General features: G+C 35.7%; 11 protein-coding genes. 5 read left to right on the top strand and 6 right to left on the bottom strand.

Features of this window, described 5'->3' with window-relative positions:
- Window positions 1–57 precede the first annotated feature (57 nt).
- From H033_RS0101180 to H033_RS0101165, 4 genes are all read left to right on the top strand, one after another.
- Window positions 58–1,596, top strand: coding sequence for a glycine--tRNA ligase (locus H033_RS0101180; protein WP_026836693.1), 1,539 nt, complete (start codon window positions 58–60; stop codon window positions 1,594–1,596).
- Between the two features lie 121 nt (window positions 1,597–1,717).
- Window positions 1,718–4,708 (top strand): GEVED domain-containing protein, encoded by a 2,991-nt coding sequence (locus tag H033_RS0101175; protein ID WP_026836692.1) that lies wholly within the window; start codon window positions 1,718–1,720, stop codon window positions 4,706–4,708.
- A 94-nt stretch (window positions 4,709–4,802) separates the two neighbouring features.
- Window positions 4,803–5,582, top strand: a complete 780-nt coding sequence (locus tag H033_RS0101170; protein ID WP_026836691.1) for an exodeoxyribonuclease III — start codon at window positions 4,803–4,805, stop codon at window positions 5,580–5,582.
- A 41-nt stretch (window positions 5,583–5,623) separates the two neighbouring features.
- Window positions 5,624–6,658 (top strand): aldo/keto reductase, encoded by a 1,035-nt coding sequence (locus tag H033_RS0101165; protein ID WP_026836690.1) that lies wholly within the window; start codon window positions 5,624–5,626, stop codon window positions 6,656–6,658.
- Here H033_RS0101165 and H033_RS0101160 read toward each other — a convergent pair.
- From H033_RS0101160 to panC, 6 genes are read right to left on the bottom strand one after another with little or no spacing between them, the layout of a single operon-like run.
- A complete protein-coding gene (locus H033_RS0101160; protein ID WP_026836689.1) occupies window positions 6,655–7,788 on the bottom strand; it encodes a M23 family metallopeptidase in 1,134 nt (377 codons plus the stop codon). The two genes, H033_RS0101165 and H033_RS0101160, sit on opposite strands and share 4 nt — an antisense overlap.
- A 42-nt stretch (window positions 7,789–7,830) precedes the next feature.
- On the bottom strand, window positions 7,831–9,195 hold the full coding sequence (radA, locus tag H033_RS0101155) for a DNA repair protein RadA (RefSeq protein ID WP_026836688.1): 1,365 nt from the start codon (window positions 9,193–9,195) through the stop codon (window positions 7,831–7,833).
- 41 nt (window positions 9,196–9,236) lie between these two features.
- Entirely contained in the window at window positions 9,237–10,385 is a 1,149-nt protein-coding gene (locus tag H033_RS0101150; protein ID WP_026836687.1) for an alpha/beta hydrolase, read from the bottom strand.
- Between the two features lie 37 nt (window positions 10,386–10,422).
- Window positions 10,423–11,388 carry a YbhN family protein gene (locus H033_RS0101145; protein ID WP_026836686.1) on the bottom strand — a complete coding sequence of 322 codons (966 nt, stop codon included), beginning with the start codon at window positions 11,386–11,388 and terminating at the stop codon, window positions 10,423–10,425.
- A 3-nt stretch (window positions 11,389–11,391) separates the two neighbouring features.
- Complete coding sequence (gene panD / locus H033_RS0101140; protein ID WP_026836685.1) at window positions 11,392–11,742, bottom strand: aspartate 1-decarboxylase; 351 nt, start codon at window positions 11,740–11,742, stop codon at window positions 11,392–11,394.
- Between the two features lie 9 nt (window positions 11,743–11,751).
- Entirely contained in the window at window positions 11,752–12,603 is an 852-nt protein-coding gene (panC, locus tag H033_RS0101135; RefSeq protein WP_026836684.1) for a pantoate--beta-alanine ligase, read from the bottom strand.
- Between the two features lie 101 nt (window positions 12,604–12,704).
- Between panC and H033_RS0101130 the strand changes: the two genes are divergently transcribed.
- The gene (locus H033_RS0101130) at window positions 12,705–13,517 is read left to right on the top strand and encodes a glycogen/starch synthase (RefSeq protein WP_026836683.1); all 813 of its coding nucleotides are present in this window, start codon (window positions 12,705–12,707) and stop codon (window positions 13,515–13,517) included.
- The last annotated feature ends 14 nt before the right edge of the window (window positions 13,518–13,531 follow it).

Raw genomic sequence — 13,531 nt, 5'->3', positions numbered from 1 at the left:
TTTAAATTTCACAAACCGCCTTGACTTTAATCTAGGCGGTTTTTTTATTTTTGCGCTATGGCAAAACAAGAAGATTTATTTAAAAACGTGGTTTCCCATGCTAAAGAGTATGGATATATTTTCGCGTCTAGTGAGATATACGATGGTTTAAGTGCTGTTTACGACTACGGTCAGAATGGAGCTGAGCTAAAAAAGAACATTAAAGAGTACTGGTGGAAAAGTATGGTGCAACTGCATCAGAATATTGTGGGAATTGACGCTTCTATACTTATGCACCCAAAAACATGGAAAGCTTCTGGTCACGTAGATGCTTTTACAGATCCTTTAATAGACAATAAGGATTCCAAAAAAAGATACCGCGCAGATGTTTTAGTAGAAGATTATGCTGAAAAACTGAACATCAAAGCGCTAAAAGAGATTGCTAAAGCTAAGAAACGCTTTGGAGATGCTTTTAATGAAGAAGAATTTGTTTCTACAAATCCAAGAGTTGTTGGATATTTAGCAGATAGAAAACGAATCCTAGAGCGTTTGGCAAGTTCTCTAACAAAAGAAGATCTTGAAGATGTAAAGGCTTTAATTGAAGAATTGGAAATCGCCGACCCTGATACTGGTTCTCGTAATTGGACAGAAGTGCGTCAGTTTAATTTGATGTTTGGCACCAAAATGGGTGCTTCTGCAGATACTTCTACAGACCTTTATTTGAGACCTGAAACTGCACAAGGGATCTTTGTGAACTTTGCAAATGTTCAGAAAACAGGAAGGATGAAAATTCCATTTGGAATTGCTCAAATAGGGAAAGCCTTCAGAAATGAAATTGTTGCAAGACAATTTATTTTTAGAATGCGGGAATTCGAACAAATGGAAATGCAATTTTTTGTGCGTCCAGGAGATGAGATGAAATGGTACGAGCACTGGAAAGAGCAACGTATTAAATGGCATTATTCACTGAATTTAGGAGAAGAAAATTACAGATTTCACGATCACGAGAAATTAGCGCACTATGCTAATGCCGCAGCCGATATAGAATTCAATTTTCCATTCGGATTTAAAGAATTGGAAGGAATTCATTCTAGAACAGATTTCGATCTCAAAGCACATGAAGAATTCTCGGGTAAAAAACTTAGATTTTTCGATCCAGAATTGAATGAGAATTATGTGCCTTATGTAATAGAAACTTCAATAGGTCTTGATAGAATGTTCTTAGCGGTTCTTTCTTCATCTTTAAAGGAAGAAACCTTAGAGGATGGTTCTTCCAGAACGGTATTAAAACTTCCAGCAATTTTAGCACCTACAAAAGCAGCTATATTACCACTTGTTAAGAAAGATGGTTTACCAGAGATGGCTCAAAAAATCATAGATGATCTTAAGTGGGATTTCAAAGTTCAATATGATGAGAAGGATGCTATTGGGAGAAGATATAGAAGACAAGATGCTGCTGGTACGCCATTGTGTATTACGGTAGATCATGATTCTTTAGAAGATAATTCTGTAACAATTAGATATCGGGACACTATGGAACAAAAACGCGTTGCGATCTCAGAGTTGGCAGATCTTATAAAAAAGGAGATAGATTTTAAACACTGGATGACAGAGTAGGCATTCATTTTCTTTTTTTTACAAATAGAATTAGAGGCAGTTAATAATATTAATAGCCTCTTTTATTTTATAATTGCTTATTTTTAAGGCAGAGTAAAATTGTCACTTCTTGATCTAAATTATGATTAAAAACATACCCTATATAGCGCTATTCTTCCTGCTTTTTTCCCTTCATTCCTTCGCGCAAAAAAGAGAAACAGCCGGGCCTATATATATAGATTCTGCAATGGCAATTCCTGTAACGGCAATTTCTACCAGAAAAATGAAGGCACCTTCTACAGAATATAAATTAGTAAATCCAAGGAATAGAGGAATTAATAAAGTGGTTCCCGGAAAAGGTCTTCCAAAAACACAAGATGCGGCACTTCAATCTAAAATGGGAGAATTGCCATCCAAAGCACCTATTTTTACTTTTGATGCTGCGGTTACCAGATCTACACCCACAGATCCTACGGGAGCTGCAGGGCCAAATCATTATGTAAATGGTTATAATTCGGCATTTTCAATTTTCGACAAATTAGGAAATCAAATTGTAGCTCCAGCAAGTCTTTCAAGTATTGGAGGGGAATTTACAAATGAAAATTTAGGTGATCCTATAATCCTTTATGATGAATTTGCAGACCGTTTTTTGATCACTCAATTTAGTGATACGCCAGAAAGTTTTTTAGTTGCAATTTCACAAACTTCCGATCCTGTAAATGGTGGTTGGAATACCTATAGATTTCCTACAAATGGGGCATTGCCGGATTATCCAAAAATTTCGGTTTGGAGTGACGGGTATTATGTTACCACAAACAAGAATTCAAATACGGCAAGTACTAGTCAGGTGATTTACGTTTTTGAACGCGATAGAATGTTGGTAGGGGAGAGTGCTAAAGTTATTTCTTTTCCTTTGCCTGGGATTAGAACGAATGGTTTTTATAGTCCCGCAGGTTTTCATGCCATGGGAGGAGAACTTCCACCAAGAGGAAATTCTCCTATTATCTTTTTACAAGATGATGCTTGGGCTGGTGTTTCTGAAGATCATTTGAAATTGTGGAATATTAATGTAGATTGGAATTCACCTGCAAATTCTATAATTGCTGAATCTCAAGAATTAGGAACAGGAAATGGAGTTACTCCTTTCATTGCAACTTTCGATGGAGGTGCCTTCTCTAATTTAGCACAACCAGATAATGCTCCAGATGTAGATGCTTTACAGGCTACGATGATGTATATGACTCAGTATAGAAGGTTTCCAACTTACAACACTGCTGTTTTGAACTTTGTGGTAGATGTAGACGCAACTGCTGCAGAACATGCCGGAATACGATGGTACGAATTAAGACAGCCATCCAACGGTGGGCTCTGGATCGTGTACCAAGAAGGAACGTATGCTCCAACTAAAAGTGACAGATTTTCCGGTAGTATAGGTATGGATGCCCAAGGAAATATTGGTTTAGGATTTACAATTTTGGACGATAGTCCCGAAACTCCAATTTATCCTTCAATTAGATATACAGGAAGGTTTAAAAATGATCCTAAAGGTATCATGACCGTTAAGGAAGAAGTTATTGTAAATGGAATTAGTGCCGATCCTTCCACTAGGTATGGTGATTATGCGCATTTAACGGTGGATCCTGCAGACGATCTAACATTTTGGCATAATGGAGAATATTTTGACAATCCAGATAGAAAGAACAGAGTGGGAGTTTTTAAACTTGCTCCAGATTTCATAAACGATGTGGGTATAGTTGCCTTGGTAAAACCTATTAATGCAACTTTAACTTCTTCGGAAGTGGTAACCGTAACAATTAGAAATTTTGGAGTCTCCTCTCAAACTAATATTCCCGTAAGTTATTCTGTAGATGGAGGAACCGTTATCACTGAAACTTTCACAGGTACCGTTCCTGGAACAAGCTCTGTAGATTTTACATTTGCTACAAATGCTAACCTTGGAACTATTGGTCAAACATATACGTTCGTTGCTACCACAAATTTAGATACCGATGAGAATGAGAATAATGATGCTCTCACGATCGATGTTAAGAATTTATTTGCTAAAGATGTAGGGATTACTTCCATAGATTCTCCAAGAACTGGTCTCAATTTAACCGCATCAGAAGATGTTACAGTTACCATTGAAAATTTTGGAGGGGAACCACAATCCAATATCCCTGTTGCATATAGAATAGAGAATAATAGAAAAATAAATGAAGTTTTTCCAGGAACGATTCCGGTAGGTGAAAATGCGGTTTATACATTCTCTCAAAGTGCAAATCTTTCTACTTCTGGTAGATATTTAATTTTTGCAGAAACTAATTTGGAAGAAGATCAAGATAACACCAATAATTCTAAAACAAAATCTGTAGCTAATTTAAATTGTATTCCTGTAGGCTCTGACTGTACTAGTTTTGGAGATGGATTATCGTATTTTGAACTTGGCGATATTTTAAATGAGCGGATACCTTGTACTAATGGCTATGCCGATTTTATTGGTTTTTCTACCGATTTAGACCGCTCTATAGGCTCATATACGGTTACAGTAAAAACACTTTTTGATAATCCACAAGACGAAAAATTCTCTATGTGGATTGACCTTAATGATAATGGTGCTTTCGATGATTCTGAAAGGGTGATATCTGCTCAAAATATACCGGCTGCCAATACGGCTTTTTCTTTCGACTTTAATTTGCCAGCAGATGCTCCTTTAGGTCAGCATTTATTAAGGGTTCGTGCTGGAGATACAAGTTTTGGAGGCGATTTAAATAATCCTTGTAGTGTGATGGATTTTGGTACTACCCACGATTACACGGTGAGAATTACAGATTCAACTTTAAATATTGATGATTTTCTTTTGAATGAAGCGAATCTTGAGATTGTTGAACAAAGCCCTAATCCAGATGTTAGAGATGGTATTTATAACATATTCTTAGAAACTGAATTTGACCAACCTTTACGAATTACCGTTCATAATTTACTCGGTCAAAAATTGATCGAAAATCAGGTAAACAATTTAAGTGGACGAGGCTATCAATATGATATAGATATGTCTTACGCGGCAACTGGAGTTTATCTATTAAGAATTGGAACTAGGGATGTAGGAATTGTAAAACGTTTCTTGGTTAAGTAATTTCCACACTTATCATTATTAAAATCACATTAATTTATCTTCAAAATAATTGAAAGCATATGCTATTTATTAAATTGAGAAACTTTAAAAGTTTATGAAAATAATATCGTATAACGTTAACGGAATTAGAGCAGCTATTAGAAAAGGCTTTATAGAATGGTTATCTGCGGCTAATCCCGATGTTGTTTGTTTACAAGAAATTAAAGCTTCCCAAGACCAATTGGATCTTAGTGTATTTGAGGATGCTGGCTATAAATACAATTATTGGTATCCAGCCCAAAAAAAGGGATATAGTGGCGTAGCTATTTTGAGCAAGCACGAGCCAAAACATGTAGAATATGGAACAGGAATAGATTACATGGATTTTGAAGGTAGGAATATTCGTGCAGATTTTGATGGTTTTTCAGTAATGAGCCTTTATCTTCCTTCAGGAACTAATATTAATAGATTGGAGCTAAAACTTCAATATATGGCAGATTTTCAGCAATATATAGATAATTTAAAAACTCAGATTCCGAATTTAATTATTTGTGGTGATTATAACATTTGCCATGAAGCCATAGATATACACGATCCAATAAGATTAAAAAATACCTCAGGATTTCTTCCTGTAGAAAGAGAGTGGATAGATGGTTTTATGAATAGCGGTTTTATAGACTCCTTCCGTCATTTTAATGAAGAAGCAGTAGATCAATATTCTTGGTGGAGTTATAGGGCTAACGCACGTGCAAATAATAAAGGTTGGCGCATAGATTATAATTTGGTTTCTAAGCCTATGGAGACAAAGCTTAAACGTGCTGTGATCCTTCAGGATGCTATGCATAGTGACCATTGCCCAGTGTTATTGGAAATTGAATCTAATTACGCAAACTAAAACTTTTTAAATCTTCTTCAGAAGAAATTTAATCCCTTATAATGAAATACACTAGTCTTCCTAATTCCGACATTAAAGTAAGCAAGATCTGTCTTGGCTCTATGACATGGGGCCAACAGAATACAGAAGAAGAAGGTCACGCCCAAATAAATTATGCTTTAGAGCAAGGCGTAAATTTTATTGACACTGCTGAAATGTATTCCACTCCAGCAAGTAAAGAAACTCAGGGAAGTACAGAGAAAATTATAGGAACTTGGTTTAAGAAAACTGGGAATAGGGATAAAGTAGTTTTGGCAACTAAAATTGCTGGGCCAGGAAAAGCGATGGCTCATATTAGGCCCAACTTAGGTTTTTCTAAAGCTGCGTTGAACGATGCGCTTTCTAAGAGTTTAAAGCGATTACAGACAGATTATATAGATCTATATCAATTACACTGGCCTGAAAGAAATTCTAATTTCTTCGGAAAACGGGGTTATAAGGATGATCCATCTGAAGAATGGGAAGATAATTTTAAAGAGATCCTATTTAATTTAAATGAATTCATCAAGGAGGGAAAAATCAGAAAGATTGGACTTTCTAATGAATCTCCTTATGGTGTGATGCGATGCTTGGAAGAGGCTAGGAATGGAGCTCCAAAAATCATCACAGTACAAAATCCTTATAGTTTACTCAATAGAAAAGATGAAATAGGCCTAACTGAAATTTATCATCGGGAAGATGTTGGCTTGTTTCCTTATTCACCTTTAGGAATGGGTTCTCTCAGTGGGAAATATTTAAAAGATAAGAATGCAAAAGGGAGATTAACCTTGTTTCCTCAATACAGTAGATATGGTAATGCTCAAGCGGTGAAGGCTATTGAAAAATATGTGAAGATCGCTAACGATCATCAACTGAAACCTGCGCAAATGGCATTGGCATTTGTGAATATGCAGCCGTTTGTGACCAGCAATATTATAGGAGCGACGACGCTAGATCAATTAAAAGAAAATATTGGGAGTATAGAGTTAGAACTTTCAGACAAAATCATTCAGGAAATAAACGAAGTACACGAAGCAATCCCCAATCCCGCTCCCTAATTCATTGGTGTTGCCAGAGAAGAATGAAGAAAAGAGGATATCTTAGAATTTGAGGCTTTGATATGATACCAGTCTTCAGTTTTTCCTAAAATATGGATCGTGTCTCCAGCAGAAAGCTTTTGAATAATTTCAGAATTTTTTACTGAATTGGAATTTCTTAAGTTTGCGGTGTTATTAACTATTGCCAGCTGATCTTCAGGAAAAAAGGAACTTTTTTCAGGGAACTTATAATCATTCTGCTTAATAAAATAGTAAGGATTAATTGCTCCTCCATATCTGCGATAAATTCCAAAATGTAAATGCGGTGCGGTGGTTCTGGCGTTTCCTGTATTTCCCACAAAACCCAGTGTATCTCCAGCCTCAACCTGATACTTTTTAATAGGTGCGATACTGTCTAAATGCGCGTAATATATAGATTGTCCTCTTTTGATATCGCGCAACCACACCTGTTTTCCTCCCAAACCTTTCTCACCGCTTGAAGTAATTCTGCCATTTACGGTTGCAATTACAGGCGTGCCGCGTTTTGCGAAAATATCAATTCCTTCGTGTGATCTTTTTCCGCCTTCTCGCTGGGCTCCCCAAAAACTTTGCGCATCACTGTTTTTTCCTCCTGCAACGGGGAAAAGATACAATGGAGACCTTTCTATCTCTATAATAAAAAATGAACTGGCGTCAATTTCAGGCTGAACTACAACCTTGTAAAGATTGTCTTCTTCAATTTCGAATTGCAGTGTTTGTTCTCCAAATTTTGAACTTTTAATATTTTTATAGACTGAATTCTCAACGGATAAAACATCAATAAAAGTCAGAGATGATGTAGAATCTTGCTGAATTTTTACAGAAAGAAAATCTCCCCTATGAAGTTCTATTAAATAAGAATAAACAGAAAAACTTTTAGGGAAAAATTTACCAGATTCGCGATATGGCAAATTAATAGAGACGCTATTATTTTCTATCGACTTTTCTTTTTCTGACTTCCAGATTGCAAACAACTCATCATTAATTTTTAAATCCCTTTGGTATACTTGTCGTGCAGAGGGATTCGTGAGTATGTCTTTGGCTTTATTAATTTCGGAACAGCCTTCTAGAATTAGAAGGAGTAAAAGCAGCCATAAAACTCTACTGTACATTGCTCCAATTTTTGAGTTGTGAAACACAGTAATTATGCCAGATTATTCAAATAAATAGCTTACCACATCTTCAATCTTAGCTACTTTCTGTATTTTAATAGCATAGTTTGTTTTAGGAAGTTTAGTTTGTGTAGAGATCATAATACTTGAAAAGCCTAATTTTTCAGCTTCAATAATACGTTGCTCTGCTCTTGGCACGGGTCTAATTTCTCCTGCTAAACCAATTTCAGCAGCAAAACAAATATCTTTAGGGATTGCAATATCCTCATTAGAGGAAAGTATAGCAGCGATAACAGCAAGATCTATCGCCGGATCATCAACACTAATTCCTCCGGTAACATTCAAGAAAACATCCTTTGCCCCTAATCTAAATCCGGCGCGTTTTTCTAGGACAGCTAAAAGCATATTTAATCTCTTAGCGTTGTAGCCCGTAGTAGAGCGCTGTGGTGTTCCATAAACGGCAGAGCTTACCAATGCTTGGATCTCGATCATTAGTGGGCGCATGCCCTCTAAGGTTGCAGAAATTGCAGTTCCACTTAATCCTTCGTCATTTTTAGAGATCAATATTTCAGAAGGATTGGAGACTTCTCTTAATCCGCTACCTAACATTTCATAAATCCCCAACTCATGAGTAGATCCAAATCTATTTTTATTGGCTCTCAAAATTCTATATACATGATTTCTATCACCTTCAAACTGTAAAACGGTATCTACCATGTGTTCCAACACTTTTGGGCCAGCAATACTTCCTTCCTTGGTGATGTGCCCGATCAAAATTACAGGCACCCCTGATTCTTTTGCAAACTTTATTAATTCTGCAGTACATTCTCGAACTTGAGAGATACTACCAGGAGAACTTTCTATATAATCGCTATGTAAGGTTTGGATGGAATCTACTATTACAATTTCAGGCTGTAAGGCTTCAATTTGCTTAAAGATATTCTGGGTTTTAGTTTCCGTAAGTATATAACAATTAGCAGGATTCGGGTTTATGCGTTCTGCCCGCATTTTAATTTGTTGCTGACTTTCTTCTCCGGAGACATATAAAGTTTTATGGCTCAAATGAAGTGAGATCTGCAATAATAAGGTGCTCTTTCCAATTCCTGGCTCTCCTCCCAATAAGGTTAGAGATCCTGGAACAATTCCTCCACCTAGAACTCTATTTAATTCTGAATTGTTAGTGTCCAATCTGGTTTCTGAAGAAACTTCGATCTCTGCAATTTTTAGAGGTTTAGAAACCTTTTTCGCTTCCCTAACAGTAGTTGATTTCCAATCGATTTTATCTGGAGTTTGAATCACTTCTTCTACCAGCGTGTTCCATTCTTTACAAGCAGAACATTGTCCTTGCCATTTGGAATGTTGAGTGCCACAATTCTGACAATAAAATGTGGTTTTTACCTTCGCCATAATTTAATTGGAATGAAAATTTGATCTTTGTTAAGAAGCGGTTAATATCCGAAATCTTGCTTGATTTTATCTGCTTTATCGAGCATAAAATCTGTTGTTAAAAAAGAAATGGGTTCTTGTCCGTATCCTTTTTGGTAACTACGCATTGCTTTTTTTGGACTCCCTGTTTCTTCCTCAAATCTAGCTTCAAAATAAGTTGCGAGCATAGTTTTTGGATAATGCTCTTCTGCAAGTTTAGATAGATCATGAAGCTCTTCCCATTTTTTAGTTTTTTCTATAGCATTGTATACAGCCATAAAATCGTTTAATCTGATTTGTTTGTTAACATGAAATAAGGTCTGGATACTCTCATATTTTTCAACCAAATAGTCATAAGAAGAAACAGATGTTTGTAGAAGAACTCGATTATAGTCGAAAATAGAAATAGGTCTGTAGACTTCGAAGATCTGCTCTATGGCTTTGGGAATGGCATTTCCAGCCAATGTATAATGAGACCCTTCTGGGAAATTATCGAAATTATACTTTAAATTTTCGTTTTTGATATTCTTCAGTTGATTATCGAAACTTAAAATATCTTCTTTTAAGGAAGGAATATCCTCCTCTGCAGTGGCAAGATAATACCAGATCTTAGTTTCAGATTTAGTTAAAGCAGCTGTAACTCTATTTGCCATTTCTGGTGCCAGATCTGGGCTAATATTAATATAGCCTTGAAAAAGCGGACTTTCTTTGAGAAGATAATAATTAATGAAATTCGAGGTGTAGTCATGTCCCATGATCACTCTAAAAGGAGCCGTGCGATATTGAGAGTCTAAATAGGTCATTAATTCCATACCTATAAATTCAAAGAATTTCGCTCCAGATTCTGAAGGTAAAAAACGTTGGTCATCATAAAAAGCATCTGAATCTCTAGTGTTACTTTGATTGATTCCTACAACAATCATCTCTGGAATATCTTCCCAATAGGAATAGAAATCTACATTTCCTGCGACAGGTTCAAATAAATAATCTCCATCTAAAACGATGAGTACGGGATAGGATTTTTCTTTGTTATTCTCGTAATTTCGGGGAAGCTGGATTTTTAATTCTCTTTCTTCGCCTAGTTTTGAGGATTTTAAAGATTTGTAAATAGTTTGTGCTGTAAATAGGTTAGGGGCAATAAACAGACAGATTAAAAGTAATTTTTTGTACATAGGTCAAGTTTTAATTGTCATGCACAATATAGGTTTTTTATTTTTTACGATTATAAATAGGAAGAAACAAAAATGACAATCCTCCTACAATAATAATTAGCAAGGTTTGTGTTCCCCAAGTAATCCACCCAAAGGCTTCTCCTCCCTGTTTGCTAATTCCAAACAGCATAAGACTTGCTCCAATTGCTATAGGATATACACCAATCCCTCCATTAGTAGCCGAAACGGCGAAAGAACCTACTACAAAAGCTAATAATACCACTCCAAAAGGAAGTCCGGAAGTTTCTGGAACTGTAAATATTAAAGCATAGAACATAGAAATGTACATTAGCCAAATAAATAGGGTGTGAAAAATAAAAGCTCCTTTTTGCTTCATTTTTAGGATACTTCGCATTCCTTCTAGGAGGCCCTTAGCAAATTTTTTAATCTTTTTGAAGATCCCAATTTTAGAATTTCTAATCAGTTTTAAAACGAACACTCCCACTGCTAAAATTCCAAGTAAGATTGCAATTGTAAAAAACGGATTGATATTATTTTCTTCAAAATAAGCTAGAAGATATTCTGTTTGAAAGATCATGGCAGCTGCAATTACTAGTAAAAGCATAATGAAGTCGGCTATTCTTTCTGAAATTATTGTTCCAAAAGCTTTTTCAAAAGGGACTTTTTCATAGCTTGAAATAGTTACACCTCTAAGGACTTCTCCAGATCTAGGGATCCCGAAATTTGCCAAGTAAGCAACCATAACAGCCATAAAACTGTTTAAAAACTTTGGTTTGTAGCCTAGGGGCTCGAGAAGAAATTTCCATCTATAAGCTCGAGAAAGATGCGATAGCAAACCACAAATTATAGAAATCAGGATAAAAATTGGATTCGCAGATTTAATATTATCCAGAAGTTCTTTCCTTTCTACAGGAGTAGAGTTTCTAATTGAAAACCAGATCAAAAAAACTCCCAGCAAAAGCGGGAGTACGATCTTTAAAAATTTGATTGTAGTTTTCTTCAAGAATTAATTTAAGAGATTGTTTTCTTCGTTTGGGAAAACCAAAGCAGGTTTAAAGGATTTAGCTTCCTCCAACTCCATGATGGCATAGGTAATAAGAATAAGGATGTCCCCTTTGGCGACTCTTCTTGCAGCGGCACCGTTAAGAGTGATTTCTCCAGAATTTCTTGGGCCTGGAATTGCATACGTTTCTATGCGCTCTCCATTATTATTATTTACAATTTGAACTTTTTCACCTTCAATAATATTAGCAGCTTCCATAAGATCTTGGTCTATGGTGATGCTTCCAATATAATTAAGATCGGCGCCGGTACATTTTACGCGGTGTATTTTAGATTTTACTACGTGAATTAACATACAATTTTATTAATAATTTAAAGCTATGTTGTCTATAAGCCTAATGTTTTCAGAATATACAGCGATAAATGCACGAAATTTTTGATCGCCAAGGTTTTTTGTTATTGGCTTTAAAGTTTCACTATCTGCAATCTCAAAATATTCTAAGTTAAAATATGGGTGAGATGTAAATTCATTTTCAACCCATTGTGATATCTGATTTGCACTTTCTGTGCCAAATTTATCTTTAGCTTTCAAGAGCGTTTCGTGTATAAATGATGCTTCAAGTCGAATTTTTGGGCTTAGTCGTTCGTTTCTGGAACTCCTTGCTAAGCCGTTGTTTTCTCGAGAGATAGGGCAGCCTATTACTTCTAAAGAAAGTTGGTAGTGCTTAACAAGTTTTTTTATTATTTGTAACTGCTGGTAATCTTTTTCTCCGAAAAACGCTTTATCGGGTTGTACGATCTCAAAAAGTTTTTTTACAACTGTCCCAACTCCGTCAAAATGTCCATTTCTGTATTTCCCTTCCATTTCAAATTCCAAACCATCAAATTGAAAATGTTCAGAAACAATTTCATCATTATAGAGTTCGGCAGTTGTTGGAGTGAAAATAATCAAGTTAAGGCCTAATTCTTTTAACTTTTGAGTGTCAGAATCTAGTGTTCTTGGGTAATTATCTAGATCTGTAGCGTTATCGAACTGTGTGGGATTAATAAAAATACTCACGATTACCACATCGCAAACTGAAGCTGCTTGTCTAACTAAAGACAGGTGCCCATTATGCAATGCGCCCATTGTGGGCACGAATCCTATGCAGGAATCTTCTAATTTTAATTTAGAAATAACCTCTCTTAAGGGTGCTTTCTCTTTGATAATCTGCATTTTTTTATAAAATTAACAGCGTGCAAACTTAATATATTACGGGCAAACTGCATAAAATTTTGTAATTTTGCGTGTTTTTTATTCGCAAAAGCAAAATATTTATGAAAGATAAGAGGATATTGTACGTATCATCTGAAGTTATTCCTTACTTGCCCGAAACCGATATATCATCTATGTCTTTTGAAGCTGCCAGAATGGTAAATGGATTAGGAGGACAAATCAGGATTTTTATGCCGCGTTATGGCAACATCAATGAAAGAAGGCATCAATTGCATGAAGTGATTAGATTGTCTGGGATGAATTTGGTGATCGATGATTTGGATATGCCGTTAATTATTAAGGTAGCATCTATCCCAAAAGAGCGGATGCAGGTTTATTTTATAGATAACGAGGATTATTTCAAAAGAAAAGCAACACTTACAGATGAGGAAGGAAATTTATTTCCAGATAATGATGAGCGAGCAATTTTCTTTGCTAAAGGAGTAATAGAAACAGTTAAGAAATTGAACTGGTCTCCAGATATAATACACGTTCATGGTTGGCTGTCTTCATTATTGCCACTATATCTAAGAAACTACTACGGAAACGAGCCTTTATTTTCTGGCGCAAAGATTGTTACCTCTGTGTACAATCAAAGTTTCGATGAGTCGTTAGATACAAACATGCATAAGAAAATTCTTTTCGATGGGTTGGATACAGATAATGTAAAGCATTTGAAAAAACCAACTTATGTTAACTTGATGAAAACTGCAATAGATAACTCTGATGCAGTAATTATTGGCGGAGATGATATTCCGGCAGAATTATCAAAGTACTTAAAGAAATTAGAAAAGCCGGTTTTAGATTATAAAACTCCGGAAGAATTTTCTACTGCATACCAAGATTTTTACAACACTGAAGTTCTATCACAATAAGTAATTTATACCGA

The sequence above is a fragment of the Gillisia sp. JM1 genome (genome assembly GCF_000424645.1).
Classification (GTDB): domain Bacteria; phylum Bacteroidota; class Bacteroidia; order Flavobacteriales; family Flavobacteriaceae; genus Gillisia.
The sequence above is the reverse complement of the archived record's forward strand: the minus strand, read 5'-3'. Positions and strand labels throughout refer to the sequence as shown.